Origin of the sequence: Curtobacterium pusillum, assembly GCF_007673235.1 — a bacterium.
In the GTDB taxonomy this organism is placed as follows: Bacteria; Actinomycetota; Actinomycetes; order Actinomycetales; family Microbacteriaceae; genus Curtobacterium; species Curtobacterium pusillum_C.
The window spans coordinates 675445-696725 of the sequence record NZ_VDZH01000001.1 but is presented as its reverse complement, the minus strand read 5'-3'; the positions used below and the strand labels follow the sequence as shown (position 1 = coordinate 696725).

The 21281-nt window shown below is 72.9% G+C and carries 19 protein-coding genes; 12 read left to right on the top strand and 7 right to left on the bottom strand.

What is annotated here, in order from left to right; all coding sequences use genetic code 11:
* The first annotated feature begins 42 nt into the window (after window positions 1-42).
* The gene (locus FS532_RS03210) at window positions 43-1071 is read left to right on the top strand and encodes a transporter (RefSeq protein WP_144750233.1); all 1029 of its coding nucleotides are present in this window, start codon (window positions 43-45) and stop codon (window positions 1069-1071) included.
* Between the two features lie 71 nt (window positions 1072-1142).
* On the opposite strand, the gene FS532_RS03205 is transcribed toward FS532_RS03210, so the two are convergent.
* The 5 genes from FS532_RS03205 to FS532_RS03185 all read right to left on the bottom strand — a co-directional run bounded on the left by FS532_RS03205 (window position 1143) and on the right by FS532_RS03185 (window position 6579).
* The gene (locus tag FS532_RS03205; RefSeq protein ID WP_144750231.1) at window positions 1143-2165 is read right to left on the bottom strand and encodes a Gfo/Idh/MocA family protein; all 1023 of its coding nucleotides are present in this window, start codon (window positions 2163-2165) and stop codon (window positions 1143-1145) included.
* A 66-nt stretch (window positions 2166-2231) separates the two neighbouring features.
* A complete protein-coding gene (locus FS532_RS03200) occupies window positions 2232-3224 on the bottom strand; it encodes a Gfo/Idh/MocA family protein (RefSeq protein ID WP_144750229.1) in 993 nt (330 codons plus the stop codon).
* A gap of 28 nt (window positions 3225-3252) precedes the next feature.
* On the bottom strand, window positions 3253-4644 hold the full coding sequence (locus FS532_RS03195; RefSeq protein WP_144750227.1) for an ABC transporter substrate-binding protein: 1392 nt from the start codon (window positions 4642-4644) through the stop codon (window positions 3253-3255).
* Window positions 4641-5570, bottom strand: coding sequence for a carbohydrate ABC transporter permease (locus FS532_RS03190; RefSeq protein WP_144750225.1), 930 nt, complete (start codon window positions 5568-5570; stop codon window positions 4641-4643). The genes FS532_RS03195 and FS532_RS03190 overlap by 4 nt, the downstream gene beginning before the upstream one ends.
* A gap of 4 nt (window positions 5571-5574) precedes the next feature.
* A complete protein-coding gene (locus FS532_RS03185; protein WP_144750223.1) occupies window positions 5575-6579 on the bottom strand; it encodes a carbohydrate ABC transporter permease in 1005 nt (334 codons plus the stop codon).
* Between the two features lie 122 nt (window positions 6580-6701).
* Here FS532_RS03185 and FS532_RS03180 point away from each other — a divergent pair, with 122 nt between their 5' ends.
* Window positions 6702-7937: an ROK family protein gene (locus FS532_RS03180; RefSeq protein ID WP_186321887.1), complete on the top strand. Its 1236-nt coding sequence runs from the start codon at window positions 6702-6704 to the stop codon at window positions 7935-7937.
* Window positions 7938-8120: 183 nt separating this feature from the next.
* Window positions 8121-8930, top strand: coding sequence for a DUF1684 domain-containing protein (locus FS532_RS03175; protein WP_144750219.1), 810 nt, complete (start codon window positions 8121-8123; stop codon window positions 8928-8930).
* A 211-nt stretch (window positions 8931-9141) separates the two neighbouring features.
* Here the strand turns inward: FS532_RS03175 and FS532_RS03170 are convergent, their stop codons facing one another.
* A complete protein-coding gene (locus tag FS532_RS03170; RefSeq protein ID WP_144750217.1) occupies window positions 9142-9702 on the bottom strand; it encodes a histidine phosphatase family protein in 561 nt (186 codons plus the stop codon).
* Window positions 9703-9706: 4 nt separating this feature from the next.
* Window positions 9707-10423, bottom strand: a complete 717-nt coding sequence (locus tag FS532_RS03165) for an MgtC/SapB family protein (protein ID WP_260852534.1) — start codon at window positions 10421-10423, stop codon at window positions 9707-9709.
* Window positions 10424-10541: 118 nt separating this feature from the next.
* Here FS532_RS03165 and FS532_RS03160 point away from each other — a divergent pair, with 118 nt between their 5' ends.
* From FS532_RS03160 to FS532_RS03120, 9 genes are all read left to right on the top strand, one after another.
* Window positions 10542-11651, top strand: a complete 1110-nt coding sequence (locus FS532_RS03160) for an LLM class flavin-dependent oxidoreductase (protein WP_144750215.1) — start codon at window positions 10542-10544, stop codon at window positions 11649-11651.
* A complete protein-coding gene (locus FS532_RS03155) occupies window positions 11648-13015 on the top strand; it encodes an NtaA/DmoA family FMN-dependent monooxygenase (protein ID WP_144750213.1) in 1368 nt (455 codons plus the stop codon). Before FS532_RS03160 ends, FS532_RS03155 begins: the two co-directional genes overlap by 4 nt.
* 120 nt (window positions 13016-13135) lie before the next feature.
* Window positions 13136-14620, top strand: coding sequence for a reverse transcriptase family protein (locus FS532_RS03150; protein WP_144750211.1), 1485 nt, complete (start codon window positions 13136-13138; stop codon window positions 14618-14620).
* Window positions 14621-14701: 81 nt separating this feature from the next.
* Entirely contained in the window at window positions 14702-15925 is a 1224-nt protein-coding gene (locus tag FS532_RS03145) for an acyl-CoA dehydrogenase family protein (RefSeq protein WP_144750209.1), read from the top strand.
* Window positions 15926-16065: 140 nt separating this feature from the next.
* Window positions 16066-16851, top strand: a complete 786-nt coding sequence (locus tag FS532_RS03140) for an LLM class flavin-dependent oxidoreductase (RefSeq protein WP_144750207.1) — start codon at window positions 16066-16068, stop codon at window positions 16849-16851.
* Window positions 16848-18116, top strand: a complete 1269-nt coding sequence (locus FS532_RS03135; protein ID WP_144750205.1) for an LLM class flavin-dependent oxidoreductase — start codon at window positions 16848-16850, stop codon at window positions 18114-18116. The genes FS532_RS03140 and FS532_RS03135 overlap by 4 nt, the downstream gene beginning before the upstream one ends.
* Before the next feature lie 175 nt (window positions 18117-18291).
* Window positions 18292-18651: a carboxymuconolactone decarboxylase family protein gene (locus FS532_RS03130; protein ID WP_144750203.1), complete on the top strand. Its 360-nt coding sequence runs from the start codon at window positions 18292-18294 to the stop codon at window positions 18649-18651.
* Between the two features lie 31 nt (window positions 18652-18682).
* Window positions 18683-19885: an LLM class flavin-dependent oxidoreductase gene (locus tag FS532_RS03125; RefSeq protein WP_144750201.1), complete on the top strand. Its 1203-nt coding sequence runs from the start codon at window positions 18683-18685 to the stop codon at window positions 19883-19885.
* Complete coding sequence (locus FS532_RS03120; protein WP_144750199.1) at window positions 19882-21261, top strand: NtaA/DmoA family FMN-dependent monooxygenase; 1380 nt, start codon at window positions 19882-19884, stop codon at window positions 21259-21261. Before FS532_RS03125 ends, FS532_RS03120 begins: the two co-directional genes overlap by 4 nt.
* Window positions 21262-21281 lie beyond the last annotated feature (20 nt).

Here is a 21281-nt window from a genome sequence, read left to right as displayed (position 1 = left end):
CGCAGTGTGCGGGGTTCCGCACTCCGCGAGAATGGGTTCGCCATGCCACGACCCACCACACGCATCCCGCTCAACACCCTCGCCGTGCCGTTCGGTCTCGCCGGGTTCGCCGAGACCTGGTCGTACGCGGCCCCCGTGCTGCACCTGCCGGCGTTCCTGCCGCAGGTCTTCTGGGTGATCGCCGCCGTCGCCTGGGTGTGGATGCTCGGCGCACACGTCGTCCGCGGCGTCCGGGTGCGCGCGCACGAGCGGCTCGTCGACCAGCTCCGGCACCCGGCGCAGGGCCCGCTCGCGGCACTCGTCCCGGCGACGGCGATGCTGCTCGGTGTCGACCTCGCGCACGTCTGGCCCGTCGGTGGGCAGGTGCTCGTCCTCGTCGCCGTGGCGGTGGCGGCCGGGTTCGCCGCGTGGCTGCTGAGCACGTGGTTCGAGGGACGGCTCGCGCTCGAGTCGGTGCACGGCGGCTACCTGCTGCCGACGGTGGCCGCGGCGCTGGTCGGCTCGGTCGCGACGCACGAGGTCGGTGCGACCTGGCTGTCCTGGGCCTGCTTCGGCGTCGGCGTGTTCTTCTGGGGCGTGATGACCGGCCTGCTGCTGCTCCGGCTGTGCTTCCGCCCGGAGCTGCCCGGCCCGCTCGTGCCGACGATGGCGATCCTCGTCGCACCGCCGGCCGTGGCCACGGTGTCGGTGTTCGCGTTGACGGACGACGTGGTGACGCTGCCGGTGCAGGCGATCGCGGGGCTCGGTGCCCTGCTGTTCCTCGTGCAGCTCGCGCTGCTGCCGCGGTACGTGCGCCTGTCGTTCTCGCTCGGGTTCTGGTCGTTCGTGTTCCCGGCCGCGGCGGTCGCGACGGCCGCGGTCGAGTGGCTGCGGGTGCTCGACCCGTCGTGGGCGTGGATCCCGGTCGTCGCGGTGCTCGCGCTGCTGTGCGCGCTCGTCGCGGTCGTCGGGGCGCGGTCGATCGGCTTGGCGGCGCACCACCTGCTCCGACAGGCCGAGGACGTCCTGCAGGCCGCCGACGACCAGGACGCCGAGCCCGGCCCCGTGACGGGGGCGACGCGGGTGGTCTGAACGCGACGACGGACGGGAGGCACGGTGCGCGTCGGACGCGCACCGTGCCTCCCGTCCGTTGGTCGCGGTGGTCAGGCCGAGACGGCCTGCTCGGCCGTCAGTACCGGCGCGATCGTGCCGGTGCGTGCACCCTCGTAGGCCGCCAGGATCATGCCGAGCACCGCGATGCCCTCGCGCTCGGTGTGGATGGGCCGCGTGCCGTCCCGGAGGCAGACGCCGAAGGCCTCGATCTCGGCGGCGAAGGTGTCGACCTCGTCGAAGGTGACCGTCTCGCTCGTGCCGTCGCGCAGGTCCCACCGCAGGGTCGTGCCGTCGCTCGTGAGGGCGCCGAGCTCTCCCACCGCACTGAAGCGCTCGGTGCCGGCGGCCGGCTCGTAGGCCCAGCTGGTGACGAGCTGCCCGACGGCGCCGTTGTCGAAGCGGAACAGCGCCTGCGCGGAGTCCTCGCCCTCCATGAACTTCAAGCGGTGGGTGGAGAGCAACGCCGTGGCCTGCGTCGGCACACCGCCGGCGAGGTGCATGAGCAGGTAGCTCGGGTGGTAGCCGGTGTCGATGAGCTCGCCGCCACCGCTCTGCGACGCGTGGGCGCGCCAACCCATGTTCGACGGGTCGAACTCGTTGCGGAACGAGTCCGTGGTGCGGACCTCGTACACGGTGCCGAGCGCGCCCTCGTCGAGGAGCTGCTTGGCCTTCGCGACCGCCGGCATGAACAGCTGGTTGTGGGCGCACATGAGGGTGACGCCGGCCTCGGACACGGCGGCCTGCACGTCACGGGCCTCGTCCGGGCTCAGGCAGAGCGGCTTCTCGCAGAGGACGTGCTTGCCGGCGCGTGCCGCGGCCACGATCGCGTCGCGGTGCAGGTGGTGCGGCAGGCAGATGTCGACGGCGTCGACGTCGGCGCGTTCGAGCATCTCGACGTAGTTCGTGAAGAACGGCACACCGAGCTCGGCGCCGCGACCCTCGGCGGTCGCGGGGACGGCGTCGGCCACCGCGGCGATGCGGATGAGGTCCGGGTGCTGGGCGTAGCCGGCGATGTGGGCGGAGGCGATGCCGCCGCCGCCGATGAGGCCGACGCGGATGGGGGCAGTGGGCATGGTTGGTACTCCTGGCTCTGGTCGTGCTGGTGTTCGTGGTGCTGCTGGTGTCCGTGGTCCCGCCGGTCAGGCGGGGACCGGCACCCGGGCGGCCTGGCGGGCGGCCTGGTTGGCGGCCACGACGAGGCGGGTGAGTTCGACGGCGCGGGCGAGGTTGTCGTCCGCGCGCGTCCCGGTGGTGATGTGGTCCACCCACTGGCCGAACGCGTCCTGGGCGTCCTCCGGGACCGGGAGGCTGACCGGCCGGTCGCCGTAGGCCGCGCCGCCGGCGGTGAGGACCCCCGGCTGGTCGGAGTAGGCGAGCCAGCCGGCGGTCCCGGCGACGTCGATGGTGAACGGGGTGCCGGCGACGAAGCCGGCCTCGATCACGCCGATGGCCTGCGAGGGGTAGCCGACGGTGACGACGGCGTGATCCTCCACGGCGCGGCCGGTGACCGAGCGGTAGACGGCGTCCACGGTGTCCGGGCGGGCGCCGAGGAACAGCTGCGTCAGGTACACGGGGTGGCAGCCGAGGTCGGTGAGGGCCCCGCCGATCGCGGTCTCGGGGTCGAAGAAGCGCTCGGGCAGCCACGGTGCGATCGCGCCGTCGTGGGACAACCGGACGCGGGCGTAGTCGACGTCGCCGAGGCGGCCCTCGTCGATCTCGCGGCGGATCGCGGCCGTGTAGCCGTGGTACAGCCGGGGGAGCGAGACGATGAGCTTGACGCCGGCGGCGTCGCACGCGGCGATGATCTCCTCGCACTCCTCGACGGTCGGGGCGAGGAGCTTCTCGGTGAAGACGTGCTTGCCGGCGCGCGCTGCACGGGTGATGACGTCGCGGTGCACGTCGGTGGACGTGGTGATCGTGACCGCGTCGACGTCGTCGCGGGCGAGGAGCGCGTCGAGGTCGTCGGTGAACTCGACGCCGAAGCGCTCGGCGCCCTCGCGGCCGCGGTCGACGTCGTCGTCCCAGACGGCGACGAGCTCGGTGCCGGGGTGCTCCACGGCCTGGCGGGCGTAGTCACCGGCGTGGACGTGCCAGAAGCCGAGGACGGCAACGCGGAGGGGGGTGGTGGGCACGGTGTTGGTCCTTTCGTCGTGGCCCGGATCAGATCCGGACCTTGTCGTAGTCCTTGGGGAGCTTGAACGGGGAGTAGGTCTGCATCATCGGGTCGACACGGTTCTGCGCCCGTTCGACGGCCTCCTGCGGGCTCGCCGTGCCGAGCAGCACGCTCGACCGGGCGTCGGCGAGGGAGTCCCACCACGCGCCGCCGACGGGCAGCGGGGGACGGCAGGTGGACGCGCCGATCGACTCGACGAAGAACCGGATCGACTTCGCGGAGCCCTTCGGGTCCTCGAGCGCGGAGAGGTTCGTGGGCACGCTCGTCGCCGGCACCATGTAGGTCTCCTGGCCACGCTTGCTCGTGAAGTACTTCATGAGCTCCCACACGGCCTTGTTCTTCTTCGACCCCTTCGGCAGGCACAGTGCGAACCCGCCGGACCACGTGTACTTGTCGTCACCCGCCTGCTGGGTCGGCAGGTAGGCGGTGCCCCAGTCGAGGTCCTTCGGGCCGTAGTTGTCGAACGTCTGGATCGTCGACGGCACGCTCACCATGAACGCCATCCGGTCGGCCATGAACGCGGTCTGCCCCGGCGGGTGCCCGGTCGGCTCGTACGTGGCGATGAAGGTGTCCGCGTCCTTGTAGCCGTACCGCTTCGCCCAGTCCTCGTAGAAGTCGAAGATCCCGCGGACGCTCTTCGAGTCCATCGTCATCCGGGAGTCCTGCTGGTCGAAGTACGACGCCCCGAGACCCAGCCCCCAGGTGAACGGCCACCCCTCGCCGTACCAGGGGAGGAGCCCCATGTGGGTGTAGTTCCCACCGGACTTCTTCGTGATGCGCTCGCTGACCTCCCACACCCGGTCGAACGTCGCCGGGCCGTTGTGCTCCCAGTCGAACTCGTCCGGGTCGACCCCGGCACCCTTGAGCATCTTCCGGTTCACGAACATCCCGCGGCAGTCGGTGTCGTGCGGGAGCCCGTACGTCTTGCCCTCGTACGTCACCTCGCCGACGGCGAACCCGAGCCACTGCGCCAGGAACTCGTCCTTCGGCTGCTCCTCGAACTCCTCGATGAGGTCGTCGATCGGCTCGATCAACCCGATCGCCGCGTACTGCGCGGCACTGAACCGGTCGAGCAGCCACAGGTCAGGGGCCGTCCCGCCACGCACCGCCGTGATGATGCTCGTCGCGTCACCGGTGCCCTGCGACGGCACCACGTTCACCTTGACGTCGATGTCCGGGTGGAGCGCCTTGAACTGGTTGATGACCTTCGTCTGGAACGGTACGAACGTACCCGTGACGCCCCAGATCGTGACCTGGTTCGGGTTGCTCCGGGCGCTGGACCCCGTGGCGCACGAGGCCGCGAGGAGTGCGAGCGCACCCGCGCCACCGGTCGCGGCGGCACCGCGCAGGAACGTCCGTCGGTCGAATGCGCTGCTCATTTGAAGCTCCCGATCTGGACGCCCTTGATGAACGTCCGCTGGAACACGAAGAACAGGACCACGAGCGGCAGGATGATGAGCACCGACGCCGCCATCAGCTGGTTGAACTGGAAGTCCTGCGAGTTGTTGAGGCGGAACACCTGCAGACCGATCGACAGGGTCTGCACGTTCTGGTCCTGCAGGTAGATGAGCGGGCCGAGGAAGTCGTTCCAGGCCCCCACCGCCGCGAAGATCCCGACCGTGACGAGCGCCGCCCGCGCCTGCGGGAACACGATCCGCCACAGGATGCCCCACTCCGACGCACCGTCCATCCGCGCCGCGTTGAGCAGGTCCTTCGGGATCTGCAGCAGGAACTGCCGCAGCAGGAAGACGTAGAACGCCGACCCGAACAGACTCGGCACGATCAGCGGCAGGAACGTGTTGATCCACCCGAGCCGTGCGTACAGGTCGAACATCGGGATCAGGGTCACCGGGAACGGGATGAACAGCGTCGCCAGGACGACGTAGAACAGGCGGTCCCGTCCACGCCACTCCAGGCACGCGAACCCGTACGCGATCACGAGGTTCGACACCATCGAGAACACCGTCACGCAGACGGTGATGATCAGCGTGTTCCGGAAGAACGTGAAGAACGGCATCGCGTTCACGGCGTCGGCGAAGTTCGACCAGTCCAGCCACTGCGGGAACCAGGTGGGCGGGAAGGCGCCGAGCTCGGAGTTGCCCTTCAGCGCGGAGATGACCATCCAGTAGATGGGCACCAGGAACAGCAGGCTCATCGCGATGAGCACCACGCGGGCGAGGACCGACGACCACGGCGAACGGATCGAGCCGTCGGCGTTGCGGGAGCGCTCGCCGCGGCGGCCCTTCGGGTTGACCGTCTCGACGCTCGCGGTGACGGTGGGCGAGGACTTGGTGTGCAGGCTCATCGGGTCACTCTCCGGTCACGTCGTAGTTCACGAACCGCTTCGACAGCCAGTACACGAGCCCCGAGAGGAGCATGCCGGCCAGGAACAGCAGGACGGCCATCGCACTCGCGAACCCGAGCTGCGCGTAGCTGAACGCGTTCTTGTAGAGGTAGAGCATGTAGAACAACGTCCCGTTGTCCGGACTGCCGAGGCCGCCCGTGCCGGACGAGATCACGTACGCCTCGGTGAAGACCTGCAGGCCGTTGCTGATGCCCGTGATCAGGTTGAACAGGATGACCGGGGACAGCAGCGGAAGAGTCAGGGCGAAGAACTGCCGCACCGGGCCGGCACCGTCGACGCGGGCAGCCTCGTACAGGGTCTTCGGGATCCCGCGGAGTCCGGCGAGGAAGATCAGCGCCGCGTTGCCTGCGCCCATCTGCGCCAGCGCGACGATGACGAGCTTCGCGGTCGTCGGGTCGCCGAGCAGGTTCGTCGCCGGGATGCCGACGAGCTTCATGACCTGGTTCACGATGCCGGTCTGCGGGTTGACGAGCACCACGAAGATGAACGCCAGCGCGAACGTCGGGATGAGCGACGGGATGTACAGCGCCGTGCGGTACCAGCCGATCTCGCGGACGTCCTGGTTCATCGCCATCGCGATCACGATGGCGACGACGATCCCGACCGGGACCGCGATCACCGCGAAGAACAGGGTGTTGCCGACCGCGGTGTGGACCAGGGGGTCGATGAACGCCGCGATGTAGTTGCCGAACCCGACCCACGTCGCACCGTTCATGCCCGAGTACCGCGTCAGGCTGATCGCGAACGAGTACACCAGCGGGTAGCCGATGAACACGAGGACGCCGATGATCCAGGGGGAGATGAAGGCGAGACCGACCCGGACCCTGCGCTTCTCGGCGACGGTCCACGGGTGTTTCTCCCGGGGGCGTCGCCGGGGTCTCGGGACCGCGGCGTCGCGTTCCCGGAGGGGAGGTGGAGCTGCGGTACCGGATCGTGTCGTCGTCGTCACGAGCGTCCCTTCGTCGTGGTCACACCGGTGTGGCCGTACGATTCAATCAAATTGATTGATGAAACCGAGGTGATGCGATGCTAGGGACCATGGACGATCCGCGTCAACCACCAGCGCACCCCGTGTTGCACCGCGGAACGAACAGCGCGCGAGTCGGCACCCTCAACCGCGCCCTCGTCCTCGACGTCGTCCGCAGGCAGGGCCCGGCAACCCGGACCGCGATCGCCGCGACCACCGGACTCACCGCGCAGACCGTGTCGAACATCGCCGCCCGGCTCCTCCGCGAAGGACTCCTCCGCCAGGAAGCCCCCACCGCACCCGAGGGGCCCCGCGCACTCGGCATCGCCCCCGACGCCCGGTACGCCATCGGCCTCCACCTCGACCCCGCTCGCGTCACCGCGGTCCTGGTCGACCTCGCCGGCACCGTCCTCGCCACCGAACACCGTGACACCGGCCGCGTGGACGACCCCACGGCGACCCTCGACGCCATGGCCGCGATGACGGAACGCCTGCTCGCCGGACGGACCCGGCAGCAGCGCACCACCCGGGAACGCCTCGTCGGCATCGGCGTCGCGGCACCCGGGCCGCTCGACCCGGCACGGGCGGCGCTCGCCGCACCGGTCCAGCTCCCCGGTTGGGCCGGCGTGCCCGTCGCCGAGGAGCTCGGCCGTCGCACCGGCCTGCCCGTCCTGCTCGAGAAGGACGGCGTCGCGGGCGGGCTCGGCGAGGCCTGGACCACCACGAGCACCGCGGGCCTCGTCACGGTCACGCTCGGGCACGGGATCAGCGCGGCCGTCGTCGCCGGGGGCGAGGTCGTCCGCGGGGCCACCGGCAACGCCGGCGAGTTCGGCGGGATGCCCGTGCACGCCCACGGCCGGTGGACCGCCGTCTGGGAGGCCTGCCAGCCGCTCCAGCAGGTCCGGCGCGCGATCGACGCCGGACTCCTGCCCGCCGACACCGGCACCGACTGCCCCGCAGCGGTCCGCGCCGCCTACGAGTCCCTCTGCGCCGATCCCGATGGTGCACCCCTGGTCGCGGCCGGCGGAGCGGCCCTCGGCTCAGCGCTGGCTCACGTCGTCGAACTCCTCGACGTCACCGACGTCGTGATCGGCGGGAGCGCAGCGATCGCGGGCGGCGAGGTGTTCCTCGACGCGGTCCGCGCGAGCCTGGCGGACCGCCTGCCGGACGCGCCGCGGATCGCCGTCGAGCCGACCACGCACGGCGAACAGGCCGTCGCCCGCGGTGCGGCGTGCGCGGTCCTCGCGACGGCGCTCGACGCGCGGGCCCCGGAGGAGACCGCCTCGCGTGTCGCGACGGCCCGCGGGCCGCGGGCCCGCAGCATCGCGCACCCCTGGTGAGCCGCCGCGGTCCGGTGGGTGCGGCCCTGGTCCGGCACCGGTCGGGAGGCGCGGTGCGCGTCCGACCTGCACCGCACCTCCCGGCCTGGTCGCCGTCACCGCCCCGTCCACGTTCGCGGACCGCGTGACGTCCCGAGACGGCGGCCGTCGCGACGCGACCCGCGGAGGACGTAGCGTCGTCCCATGACCACGACGACGCCGACCGCACCCGACTTCCAGGCCGCGTGGAGCGCCTGGCACGAGGCTCACGAGCGTTCCCGTGCGAGCGAGCACGGGTTCCTGGCGATCACGAGCATCCGGTGGCTGACCGGCACGCCGGAGCGGTTCGACGACGCTCCCGGGACGTGGTCCACTTCGGACGACGGGCCCGTGGTGGTGCTCGCGGAGGGGGAGTCGATCGAGGTCGACGGCGTCCGGGTCACCGGGACACATCGCTTCGGCCCGCTGGCGGAACGGTCGAGCACGTCCGTCGTGTGGCAGGACGGGGACGAGACCGTGGTCGTCGAGGTCGCCCGCCGCGGTGGCAGTGACGTCATCCGGCCGCGCCGACCCTCGAACGCGACGCGGGTGTCGTACCCGGGAACGCCGTCGTACGAGCCCGACCCGGCCTTCGTCGTCGACGCGCACTTCGAGCCGTTCGGGACGCCGCGCTCGGTGACGGTGGGGTCCGTCGTCGACGGGCTGCAGCACGTGTACGAGGCGCCGGGCGTGCTGACGTTCGACCTCGACGGGCCGCGGTCGCTCCTGGCGTTCAACGGACACGGGGACGGGTTGCACGTGCTGTTCACCGACCGGACGAGCGGGGTGACGACCTACGCGGCCAACCGGAGCCTGGACATCGCGGCGCCGGACGCCACCGGTGCGACGACGATCGACTTCAACCGGGCGACGAACCTGCCGTGCGCGTACACCGAGCACGCGACGTGCCCGCTGCCGCCGGCGGAGAACCGGCTCGACGTGGCCGTGGAGGCGGGGGAGCGGCTGCCGGTGTGACGCGGGCGGGCGGGCGCCGGGTGCGGGTGACGGGCCCGGGCGGTGCGGACTCGGAACGACACTGTCGATGTCGTACGACGTCGGCGGTGTCGTTGCTTGCGTGCGCGGGCTGTTGCGCGCGCTCGGTTGCGACGAGTCCGATGTCGTACGACGTCGGAGTCGTCGTTCGGCAGCGGCGCCCGCCCGCCCGGCAGCCCGCCCGCCCGACCGCTCAGGGCACCCGGACGCGGGACCAGCCGCTCGTCGCCCGCCACGCCTGCGGGTCGAACGTGAACACGCTGCCCATGCCCGGCTGGTCGAGTGCGCGGGAGATCGGTACGCCCCGCAGGTCGGCGAGCAGCAGCGCCCCGACGGCACCGTGCGAGACGATCGTGACGTCGCCGTCGGCGGTCAGCGCCCGGACCGCAGCGATGATGCGCGCCTGGGCGTCGACCGCCCGCTCCCACCCGCGCACCGAGTCGCCCGGCGTGGCGAAGAACGCGTCGACGACCCCCTCGAACTCGTCCAGCGGCAGGTAGCCCGTCGCACTGCGGTCGATCTCACCGAGTGCGGCGTCCGTCGAGGGGACGAGCCCGACCGCCTCCGCGACGATCGCAGCGGTGTCGATCGCCTTCCGCTCGGTGCTCGACACGATGCGCCGGACCCCGGGGCACCAGGCGACGGCAGCGGCCCCCGCGGCGCGGGCACGACCGTCGGTGGAGAGCCCCCACGACTCGATCGGCCGCGCGGGGTCCACGACGACCTCGGCGTGGGTCAGGAAGAACGAGGGCACGGCGTCACTCCAGGTCGTCGGCTGCCGACGGGTCGACGATGCGCACGCCGTCGACCTCGCCGATCCGGGCGATGAGCAGGGACCCCTCGGCCCGGCCGGCGACGTCGATCCGGACCGCGGTGGCGTCGGCCCGGTCGGTGTCCTGCTGCACGAGTCGGGCGACCCGCCACCCACCGGCCGTGACGAGGGCGAGCACGGCCGGGAGCACCCCGCGACCGGCGTCGTAGACCACGTCGAGCGTCATCGACTGCTCGGCGGAGCGGGACAGCGCCCGGACGATCGCGGTGTAGCCGAACACCACGACGAAGTGCAGGGCGGTGACGACCAGTGCGAGCAGCCAGAGTCCGGCGCCCGCGGCCATGCCGATCGCCGCCGTCTCCCACACCGCGGCCGCCGTGGTCAGCCCGCGGACCGCTCCGCGTCGGGTGAGGATGAGCCCGGCGCCGAGGAACCCGACTCCGGAGACGATCTGCGCGGCGACACGGGACGGGTCGAGCACGACGTGGTCCGGCACGAGGACGTCGCTGAACCCGTACTTGCTCACGAGCAGCATGAGGGCGGACGCGGTCCCGACGATCGCCTGCGTGCGGATGCCAGCGCTCTTCGACCGGAGCTGGCGCTCGAGGCCGATGAGCGACGCGAGGGCGAACGCGAGCAGGACCTCGCCGATCTGCACCCACCCCTGTCCGGCGAGCGGTTCGGTGAGGTGTTCGATCGTCACGCCGACCGACGGTACTCCCACCGCCACGCGGGGTAACACGTCGTCGTCCTTCGCAACAGACGATCGGGGACGGCAGCGTGCTGCCTAGGGTCGCACCAGACGGACTCCGGGAGGAACGATGACCACAGCCCCGTTCGCGATCGCGATCGAACTCGACGGCGACGGCGCACACCCCGCAGCGTGGCGGGCGGCCGACCACGCGCCGGCCGACCTGCTCAGCGGGAGGCGCATCGCCGCCACCGTGCGGGCGGCCGAGCGGGCGGGGTTCACCGCCGTGACGTTCGAGGACGCCGCGGTCCCGCCGGGCACGTCCGCCGGCAGTGGAGTCGTCGGCCGGATCGACGCGGTCCAGCGTGCGGCCTTCGCGGCCCCGCTGACGTCGGCGATCGGTCTCGTCCCGGTCGCCCCCGCGGTGTACACCGAGCCCTTCCACGTCTCGACGCAGCTCGCCACCGCCGACCTGGCCTCCGACGGCCGTGTCGGGTGGATCGCGGACACCGACCCCGACCCGCGCTCCGCAGCGGTGTACGGACGCGCACCGGTCGACGCCGCCGAGGCCGTCGCGACCGCCACCGACGCGATCGAGGTCGTCCGTCAGCTCTGGGACAGCTGGGAGGACGACGCCGTCATCCGGGACGCCACGACCTGGCGGTACGTCGACCGGGACCGCCTGCACCGGGTGACCGCCGAGTCGCCCCGGTTCTCCGTCGCCGGACCGAGCATCATCCCGCGGCCGCCGCAGGGGCAGCTGCCCGTGTTCGCCCCGTTGGCCGGCGGACTGCCCGCCGGCACCGACGTCGCCCTCGTCACCTCGAGCGCGCAGGCCACCCGTCGGCTCGCGACCGAGGCCGGCGCCGCGCAGGTGTGGCTCGAACTCGAGGTCGCCCTCGACCGCGCCGGTGTCCCCGCCGCCCGCCGGGTCGCCGACCTCGACGCGCACGAGCCGTGGGCACCAGGAACCGTCGGGCGGTACGTCGGCGACGCCGCCGGCCTCGTCGACCTGCTCACCGACCTCGCCGGCCAGGTCGACGGCGTGCGGCTCCACCCCGCGGTCCTGGACGACGACCTCGACGAGATCGGTCGCGCCGTGCTGCCCGCCCTCCGCGAGGCCGGGCTCTTCCGGTCGCCCCGTCCCGGTGACCGGCTGCGGGACGTCCTCGGGCTCCCGGCCGCGGTCAACCGCCACACCGCTGCCCGCACCGCCGCCCTCGAGGAGGTCACCGCATGAGCACCACGACCCCGCGCAATCAGATCCAGTTCGGCGTCTTCTTCCAGGGCGTCAACTCGACGACGATCTGGACCGAGCCGGAGTCCGGCTCGCAGACGGCGTTCGAGTCCTTCCGCCGCATCGCGCAGACCGCCGAGCGTGGACTCTTCTCGGCGTTCTTCCTCGGCGAGGGGCTGCGCCTCCGCGAACACCTCGGGCAGGTGCACGACCTCGACGTCGTCGGCCGTCCTGACGCCCAGACGCAGCTCGCCGCCCTCGCCGCGATCACCGAGAGGATCGGTCTCGTCGCCACCCAGAACACCACCTACAACGACCCGGTCGACCTCGCGCACCGGCTGCAGAGCCTCGACCTGCTGTCCGGCGGGCGGGCGGCCTGGAACGTGGTCACGACGGACAACGCCTGGACCGGCGCGAACTTCCGCCGCGGCGGCTACCTCGACCACGCCGACCGCTACACCCACGCCGAGCGGGTCGTCGAGACCGTCCGCGCCGTCTGGGACTCGTGGGACGACGACGTCGTCGCCTCCGGCCCTGACGCCGCGAGCTGGTCGCACCGGTCGGGCGTCCACGTCGTCGAGCGCGACCTCGGGCACTACGCCGTCCGCGCCGAGGGACGGCTCCCGCGCAGCGCCCAGGGACACCCGGTGCTCTTCCAAGCGGGCGACTCCGACGAGGGCCGCGACTTCGCCACCAGGGCCGCCGACGTCATCTTCAGCGCGCATCCCGAGTTCGAGGACGCCAAGGCCTTCGCCGCGGACATCCGCCGTCGCACCCTCGCGGCAGGCCGCCCCGAGGACGACGTGAAGATCTTCCCCGGTCAGCAGTTCGTCCTCGCGGACACCGACGCCGAGGCCGAGGAGAAAGCGCGCTGGGTCGCCGAGCACCAGATAACACCGGCCACGGCGATCGCCTACCTCGAGAACATCTGGGGCACGTCGCTGCAGACCTACGACCCGGACGGCCCGCTGCCGGACATCGACCCCGTCGTCGAGGTCACCGGTTCGACGCGCGGCTCCGGCTTCCAGTTCCAGAAGTCGCAGGAGCTCGCGACGCAGTGGCGGGCACTGTCCGAGGCCGAGGGGCTCTCGATCCGCCAGCTCGTCACCCGCGTCGGCGTCCGTCGCGGCGGCATCGTCGGCGGCTACTCGAGCGTCGCGGACCGGCTCGCCGATTACGCCGACGCCGGGGCCGTGCACGGGTTCAACGTCTCGCCGTGGCTCGTCCCGTCCGGCCTCGACGACATCGTCGACCGCCTCGTGCCACTCCTGCAGGACCGTGGCGTCTACCGGACGGAGTACCGCGGCGACACGCTGCGCGAGCACCTCGGCCTGCGCGGTCCGCTGACGCGACGCGCGGCCGCCTGACGCGGGCGGGTCCCGGAGAGCGGCGCACGGCCGTCGCGGCGACCGACCGACGGACTGGAGGCGCGGTGCGGGCCCGCCCCGTGCCTCCCGTCCGTCAGGGGGTCGCCGTAGGGTGAGCGGGTGGAGTTCCCGGGGGAGGCGGCCGGCGCGCGTGACGCGTCGACCTCTCCGGGGTCACCCCGGGGCACGCAGGACCAGCAGGACGACACGCCCCGAGCGGGCCGGCGCGCTCCGCGCGCGACGCCGCACGGAGGCACCGACGGGTCCCCTGGGAACCCCACGCCCCTGTCCGTCGTCGCCGGCGCCCTCGCGGACGCGTTCCTGACCGCGGAGCACTGGGGACCGGACGACCTGACCGCCGCCGGCTGGGCGGTGGTGGGCGTCGAGCGCGCTTACGTCGGACTCGCGGTCGCGGCGGCCCTCGCCGCGTACCCACGGCCACCCGTGGACGCACCGCGACAGCTCGCAGCGGTGCTCGCAGCAGCACCGCGGCTGGCCGAACTGCACCGCGCCCGCGAGGCCCGCCGACCGGTCCGGATCACCGCGCGCCGGGCGACCGCGGTCCGGGCACGACCGGAGACCGCGTCCCGACTGCTCGTCGACACGCTGCCGGAGCTCGCGCGCGAACTCGACCTGACCGTCGGGCGGCTGCTCTGGCTCGCGGACACCCAAGCGTGGAACCGACGACCGGGTCCGTCGAGCCCGCTCCACCACTACCGCGCGGAGTGGATCCGTCGGCCCGGGCGGACGCCGCGGTTGCTCGAGAAGCCGATGGACCTGCTCCGCCGGACACAGCGGACCATCCTCGACGAGCTCCTCACCGCGCTGCCGGTGCACGACGCGGCGCACGGCTTCGTCGGTGGTCGGAGCGTCGTGACCGGAGCCGCAGTGCACACCGGGCAGCAGGTCGTCGTCACGGCCGACCTGACGTCGTTCTTCGCGAGCATCACGGCGCCCACCGTGTACGGGGTCTTCCGTTCGGCGGGCTTCGCGGAGCCGCTCGCGCACGTCCTCACCGGCGTCTGCACCCACCGGGTGCCGGTGCACGTCCTCAGCGCGATGCCGGACGGCGGCAGCCCGGAGGAACGGCAGACCCTGCGCGGGATGCTCCGGGAAGCACACCTGCCGCAGGGCGCACCGACCTCACCGGCGCTGGCGAACACGGCGCTCCGGCACCTCGACGCGCGGCTCGCGGGGTGGGCGGCCTCGGTCGGCGCGGTCTACACCCGGTACGCCGACGACCTGACGTTCAGCGGCGACGAGCGGCTCGCGGCACGACCGGACGCGTTCCTCCGCGGGGTCGACCGGATCGTGACGGAACAGGGACTCCGGCTGAACCCGTCGAAGAGCCGGGTGCGGCGGCGGGGCTCGCGACAGTCGGTCACCGGGGTCGTCGTCAACGACCGGACCTCGCCCGGTCGGCGCGAGGTCGACCGGCTGCACGCGATCCTGCACAACGCCGCCGTGCACGGCCCGGCCTCGCAGAACCGTGCGGGCCACCCCGACTTCCGGGCGCACCTGCTCGGACGGATCGGGTGGGTCGAGCAGGTCCACCCCGGACGCGCACGGCGGTTGCGCGACGAGTTCGCACGCATCGTCTGGTGATGGCGGTCCGTCCGCGCGCGGGTGTGACGCCGGGTTGCGGTGGGCACGAGCCGGACGTCTGCCCGCCGGTAGCGTGCCGCCATGTGCCCGAGTGAGATCCCGGCCGACGCCCGCTACGAGGAACTGATCGCGCCGCTCCGACCGGTGATCGACCGGATCGCCGTCGACGCCCGGCAGCGGGAACGCGAGGAACGGCTCGCCACCGACCAGCTCAGGTGGCTCGTCGAGGCCGGGTTCGCCCGCTGGCGCACCCCGCTCGAGTGGGGCGGGGTCGGTGCCCGCCTGTCGGACGTCTTCCGCGCGATCGCCGAGATCGCCGAGGTCGACCCGAACCTCGCGCACGTGTGGCGGAACCACTTCTCGTTCATCGAGGACCGGGTGCACGCCGAGGGGAGCCCGTTCGACCGGGAGATCGTCGCGCGACTCGGGGGCGGCGAGTTCGTCGGCGGCGGGTGGAGCGAGACCCCGAACACCGCAGGCGTCGACATCACCACCCGGATCACCCGCGACCCGGACGGCGGCTGGCGCGTGACCGGCCGGAAGTTCTACTCGACCGGCAGCGTCTACGCGAGGTGGATCACGGTGCTGGCGCTCGACGACACCGGAGCGCGGTTCGTCGCCCTGGTGGACGCCCGGGACCCGGGCGTGCAGATCGGCGACGACTGGGACGGCTTCGGGCAACGGATCACCGGCAGCGGGAGCGTGGCGTACACCGACGTGCGTGTCCCCGACGAGCGGGTGCTGCCGTACGCGACGCGCTACCCGTACCAGGAGCAGTACTACCAGACGGTGATGCACGCGATCCTCGTCGGCATCGGGCGGGCGTCGCTCCGTGAGGGGATCGCGGCGCTGCGCTCCCGTGCCCGCGGGCACCACAACGGCACCGCCGAGGTCCCGACGCAGGACCCCGAGCTGCTGGGCACGATCGGCACCGTCGCTGCCCGGGTGTACGCCGCCGACTCCGCGTTCACCGCGAGCCTCGGGCCGGTGGACGCCGCCGTCGACCGGCACACGGAACTCCGGGCGACCGGGGCGGACCCGTCGACGGACCCCGTCCTGCGCGCCGCCCTCGAGCGGAGCTGGATCGCGGTCGCCCAGGCGCAGACGGTCGTCACCGACGCCGTGCTCGACGCGACCACGCTCGTGTTCGACGCCCTCGGGTCGAGCGGCACCTTCCGCTCCCTGGGCCTCGACCGGCACTGGCGGAACGCCCGGACCCTGGCGTCCCACAACCCGCGCGTGCACAAGCGGCGCATCGTCGGCGACCTGCTCGTGAACGGCGCCAGTCCGCTCGACCGGGCGTAACCCGCCGTCACGAGGCGCAACCCGACGACACCTGCACCCGGCGGGCCCGCTCCGCCCCGTACGGTCGTCGGCAACGGCCCGCCACGGACGCAGGGGAGGCGGGGTGGCGGGCCGCTCTGCACGCGTACGGAGGGACCACCGTGACCGAGACACCCGCACCGACGATCGTCACCGTGCCGGACGCCGACCTTGCAGCGGCTGTCGCCCGACCCGGCGGGATCGCCCGGCTCGCCGACCGGATCCGGGCCTCCGGTGCCGTGGCCGTCGCGATCGGCACCGACCGCTTCGACCTCGAACGCGGTCGTGGTCACCGACTCGACCCGACGACGGCGGCGCTCGCCCTCGGCCGTGCGCTGCCCACGCACGGGCTGCTCGTCGCGGCGGCACCCACCCGGGAGCACCCCTACAACGTCGCCCGCCGGGTGCTGTCCCTCGACCACGTGCTCGACGCCCGAGTCGGACTCGTCGTCGGCGCGCGGGACCACGGGCTTCCGGCGACGGGGGAGCAGCACGACGCGGCCGAGTTCGCCGAGGTCGTGCGCGGCCTCTGGCGCACGTGGCCCCTCGACAGCATCGTCGGCGACCGCGAGGCGGGCCGGTTCGCCGACACCACCCGGATCCGCCCGCTCGACCACGACGGCGGACCGGGCGGCTACCGGGTCCGCGGGCCGCTGACGACGCCGTCGAGCCGGCAGGGCGAACCCGTCCTCGCGGTCTGGCACGACGTCGCGTACGAGGGCGCCGACCTGGTGCTCGGTGCCCACCGCGACGGCACCGGCGTCGCGCACCCGCTCGTTCCGTTGCCGGCCGCGGCCGACGTGTCGGAGTCGAGCCGCGCCTCCAGTCCGACGACCGACACGGCGACCGACCGACGGACGCTCCGCGACCTGCTCGGCCTGCCCGTCCCCGCGACGGTCGGCGCATGAGCGCCGACGCCGGGCTCGTCCTCGGGGTCAACCTGCAGGGCTTCGGCCAGCGGCCGGCGGCCTGGCGGACCCAGGACGTCGAGCCGACCGACCTGCTCACCGCCGAGTTCTGGGGCGACCTGGGCAGGATCGCGGAACGCGGGCTGCTCGACATGGTGTTCTTCGCCGACCACCCCGCGCTCGGCGACCCGAACGTGCGCGCGTACGGGCTGCTCGAACCGTTCGTGGCGCTCGGGGCGATCGCCGACGCGACGACCCACCTCGGGCTCGTCGGGACGGCTTCGACCACCTACAACGACCCGGTGGACCTCGCCGAGCGGCTGCTGTCGCTCGACACGGTCTCCGGCGGCCGCGTGGCCTGGAACGCGGTGACGACGTACGACCGGTCGGTGTCCGCGAACTTCGGCGTCGCGACGAACCCGGAGCGACCGGAGCGGTACGCCCGCGCCGGGGAGGTCGTCGACCTCGTCCAGGCGCTCTGGCGGTCCGCCGCCACCGGGGTCCCCGTCGACCACCACGGCGAGTTCACGGAGTTCGCGGGGGCGATCAGCGTCCCGCCGTCGGCGCAGGGGCACCCGGTGGTGTTCCAGGCCGGGGGCTCGCCGCACGGGCGGGACCTCGCTGCCCGGGTCGCCGAGGGCGTGTTCGCCGTCGAGCTGACGCCCGAGCCCGCGCGGGAGCACTACCGTGCCGTGAAGCAGGCGGCCGAGACCTACGGTCGGCGCGCGGCGGATGTTGCGATCGTCCCCGGTCTGTCGCTCGTGCTCGGGAGCACCGAGGCCGAGGCGCAGCGGCGGTTCGACGAGCTCGAGGCCCTCGCCCCGGACGGGTACTCGCTCCGGGCGCTCGGGACGCACCTCGACGCCGACCTCACCGACCTCGACCCCGAGGCGCCGATCCCCGCGGCGATCCTGGACCGCGAGGTCGACCCCGTGACGTACGGCCCCTCGCTCGGGTACCACGAGACCGTCGTCCGCTGGGTCCGCTCCCACAACACCTCCCTGCGAGAGGTCCTGCGCGGCTTCGGCGGGTACGGCGCCCGGATCGTCGTCGGCACGCCGGAGCAGGCCGCCGACACCATCGAGGAGTGGTACCGGACCGGGGCCGCCGACGGGTTCAACCTGATGATCGACGAGTTCCCGCGCGGCCTCGAGACCGTGGTCGACGAACTCGTGCCGATCCTGCAGCGTCGCGGGGTGTTCCACCGCGCGTACGAGGACGTCACGTTGCGCGGGCGGCTCGGCGCGCGGGCGCGCGGGTTGTAGGCAACCTCGCACGGTGCTCGGCCCGGTCCGCAGCGTGCGGGGGTCCGCGCGCGCCCCGCGCGCCCGTGACGCCGTGTGACGCCGCGGCGACGGTGCCGCGTCACACGGAGCAACGCCCGGTCACGCTCCGCAACACCCGTCGTCCCCGGGCCCGGTCGGTCATAGCGTCGCCACCATGACCGACTACCTCGACCGCGAGCACGACAAGACCTTCACGAAGGTCTACAAGCAGCAGACCCCGGACATCCTCAAGGCGTTCGTGCAGTTCGACGAGTCGGTGTTCCAGCCCGAGGGCCGCGAGATCCCGCTGAAGTACCGGGAGCTCATCGCGCTGGCGGTCGGCATCACCACGCAGTGCGTCTACTGCATCGACGGCCACAGCCAGCGCGCGGTGAAGGCCGGCGCGAACGAGGCCGAACTCGCCGAGGCCGCCTGGGTCGCCACGGCCATCCGCGCCGGCGGTGGGTTCGCCCACGGCCGCCTCGGCTTCAAGTTCGGCGCCGACGCCACGACTCCCGCCCCGCACGAGCACTGACCACCGACCACACCCGACGGAAGCGCACCCCATGCCCGACCGCATCACCCTCGTCACCGCCCTGCAGGGCGCCGGCTGGCACCCCGCCGCCTGGCGCACCGCCGGCCCCGCGGCGCAGCGCCTCACCAGCCTCCGGCACTGGCGCGACGTCGTCGTGGAGCAGGACCGACTCGGCGTCGACGCCGTCACGATCGAGGACTCCTTCACCGCCGGTCCGGTGGACGCGGCGGGTGACCTCGACACGGGCACGGTCGTCGGTCGCCTCGACGCGCTCCTCCTCGCGAACGCGGTCGCGCCCGCGACCCGCGCGATCGGTCTGGTGCCGACCGTCTCGGTGACGCACACCGAGCCCTTCCACGTCGCCACGGGCCTCCAGACCCTCGACCACGTCTCGCAGGGGCGAGCCGGGTGGCGGATCCAGGTCAGCCCGACGCCCCGCGAAGCCGCGCTCTTCGGGCGCCGCCCCGGCGGCGACACCGCCGCCGACCTGTTCGACGAGGCGCGCGAGGTCGCCGAGGTCGTCTCGCGACTCTGGGACAGCTGGGACGACGACGCGATCATCCGCGACGTGACCACCGGCCGGTTCATCGACCGCGACCGCATCCACAACGCGGAGTTCGAGGGCTCCTTCGTCTCGGTCCACGGCGCGTCGATCGTGCCGCGGTCGCCGCAGGGTCGACCGCCGGTCCTCTCGCTGGCGCACCGCGCCGACGCGGCCGCGTTCGCCGTCGACGCTGCGGACGTCGTGCTGGTCACGCCCGGGTACGGCGGCCTGGAGGCACGGGACGCGCTGGCACTCGTCCGTGACGCTGAGCAGGCGGCCGGTTCTGACGTCCGTCGTCCGGTCCTCGCCGACCTCGCGGTGCTCATCGGGTCGTCGGCGGCCGAGGCCGCCGATCAGCTCGCAGCGCTCGACGCCGCCGCGGGTGTGCCGTACGCGGTCGGGTCCGGGTCCGACACGTCCGTGCTGGCCATGACCGTGCCCGAGCTCGTGACGCTGATCGGTGACCTGCGGGACCTCGGGTTCGCCGGCGTCAGGCTCCGCCCGCTGCGCATCCCGCTCGACTCCACGGCGATCGCCCGCGAGCTCGTCCCCGCGCTCGTCACGGCCGGCCTCCGCGCCGACGTGGCCTCGCGTCCCACCGCCGACCTGCGCACGCGGCTCGGCATCGCCCCGGCGGTCAGCCGGTACGCGTCCGTCTCCGGTTCCGCACCCGTGGAGGTCTCAGCATGAGCGCCAAGCGTCAGGTCCACCTCGCCGCCCACTTCCCTGGAGTCAACAACACCACGATCTGGAGCGACGACCGGGCCGAGAGCCAGATCGCGTTCTCGTCGTTCGAGCACTTCGCCCGGAACGCTGAGCGCGGGCTGTTCGACTACCTGTTCCTCGCCGAGGGCCTGCGGCTCCGCGAGCAGAAGGGCCGCATCCACGACCTCGACGTCGTCGGGCGCCCGAACACGCTCGCGATCCTCGCCGCCCTCGCCGGGGTCACCGACCACATCGGGCTCGTCGGCACGCTGCAGACCACGTTCAACGAGCCGCTCGAACTCGCGAAGCAGCTCGCGACGCTCGACCACCTCACCGACGGACGCGCCGGCTGGAACGTCGTGACCAGCTCGGACGCGTTCCACGGCGCGAACTTCCGTCGCGGCGGATTCCTCGACCACGCCGACCGGTACACGCGGGCGGCGGAGTTCATCGAGCTGTCCCGTGAGCTCTGGGACTCGTGGGAGTCCGACGCCGTGGTGGCGGACCCGGCCGCCGCCGGGCTCGCGCGTGGCCCCTTCGCCGACCGCTCCCGCATCCGCGACGTCGACCACCACGGCCCCCAGTTCGACGTCACCGGGACGTTCCCGGTGCCGCGGAGCCCGCAGGGGCACCCGGTGGTCGTGCAGGCCGGCGACTCCGACGAGGGGCGTGACCTCGCCGCGGCGCACGCCGAGGTGATCTTCTCGCTGCACACCGAGTTCGACGACGCGAAGTCCTACTACGACGACATCACGGCGCGACTCGAGCGCGTCGGCCGCTCGAAGGACGAGCTGCACATCCTGCCGGCGTCGACCTTCGTCCTCGGTGACACGCCCGCGGACGCCGCCGAGCGGGCCCGGGCGATCCAGCGCGCCCAGGTCAGCCCGGCCACGGCGATCGCGTTCCTCGAACAGGTGTGGAACCGCGACCTGTCCGGGTACGACGTGGACGGCCCGCTGCCCGACGTCGAGCCGGACCTCGACGGCGTCGCGATCACCCGCGGCCGCGCCCGGCACACCCGCGACGTCCCCGCGCTCGTGCAGTCCTGGCGTGACCTCGCTGCTGCGGAGAAGCTGTCGATCCGTGACCTGGTCATCCGCGTGTCGACGCGCGGCGGGTTCGTCGGGACGCCGTCGCACATCGCCGCCGAGATCGACCGGTACGTCCAGGAGCGCGCGACCGACGGCTTCGTCGTCGTCCCGCACACCAACCCGTACGGCCTCGACGAGTTCGTCGACACGGTCGTCCCGCTGTTGCAGGAGCGCGGCGTGTACCGGGAGTCCTACACCGAGGGCGCGACGCTCCGCGAGACGCTCGGCCTGCCGGGGAACATCCGGGACAGCCGGGGGGTCCTCGCGTGACGGCGCTCGGCTGGACGCCC

What these genes read in the sequence shown, in the direction of transcription:
- FS532_RS03190 (WP_144750225.1), bottom strand. Translation starts at nt 5,570, where the DNA reads ATGAGCCTGCACACCAAGTCCTCGCCCACCGTCACCGCGAGCGTCGAG.
- FS532_RS03160 (WP_144750215.1), top strand. Translation starts at nt 10,542, where the DNA reads ATGACCACAGCCCCGTTCGCGATCGCGATCGAACTCGACGGCGACGGC.
- FS532_RS03135 (WP_144750205.1), top strand. Translation starts at nt 16,848, where the DNA reads ATGAGCGCCGACGCCGGGCTCGTCCTCGGGGTCAACCTGCAGGGCTTC.
- FS532_RS03125 (WP_144750201.1), top strand. Translation starts at nt 18,683, where the DNA reads ATGCCCGACCGCATCACCCTCGTCACCGCCCTGCAGGGCGCCGGCTGG.
- FS532_RS03210 (WP_144750233.1), top strand. Translation starts at nt 43, where the DNA reads ATGCCACGACCCACCACACGCATCCCGCTCAACACCCTCGCCGTGCCG.
- FS532_RS03205 (WP_144750231.1), bottom strand. Translation starts at nt 2,165, where the DNA reads ATGCCCACTGCCCCCATCCGCGTCGGCCTCATCGGCGGCGGCGGCATC.
- FS532_RS03120 (WP_144750199.1), top strand. Translation starts at nt 19,882, where the DNA reads ATGAGCGCCAAGCGTCAGGTCCACCTCGCCGCCCACTTCCCTGGAGTC.
- FS532_RS03155 (WP_144750213.1), top strand. Translation starts at nt 11,648, where the DNA reads ATGAGCACCACGACCCCGCGCAATCAGATCCAGTTCGGCGTCTTCTTC.
- FS532_RS03195 (WP_144750227.1), bottom strand. Translation starts at nt 4,644, where the DNA reads ATGAGCAGCGCATTCGACCGACGGACGTTCCTGCGCGGTGCCGCCGCG.
- FS532_RS03130 (WP_144750203.1), top strand. Translation starts at nt 18,292, where the DNA reads ATGACCGACTACCTCGACCGCGAGCACGACAAGACCTTCACGAAGGTC.
- FS532_RS03175 (WP_144750219.1), top strand. Translation starts at nt 8,121, where the DNA reads ATGACCACGACGACGCCGACCGCACCCGACTTCCAGGCCGCGTGGAGC.
- FS532_RS03145 (WP_144750209.1), top strand. Translation starts at nt 14,702, where the DNA reads ATGTGCCCGAGTGAGATCCCGGCCGACGCCCGCTACGAGGAACTGATC.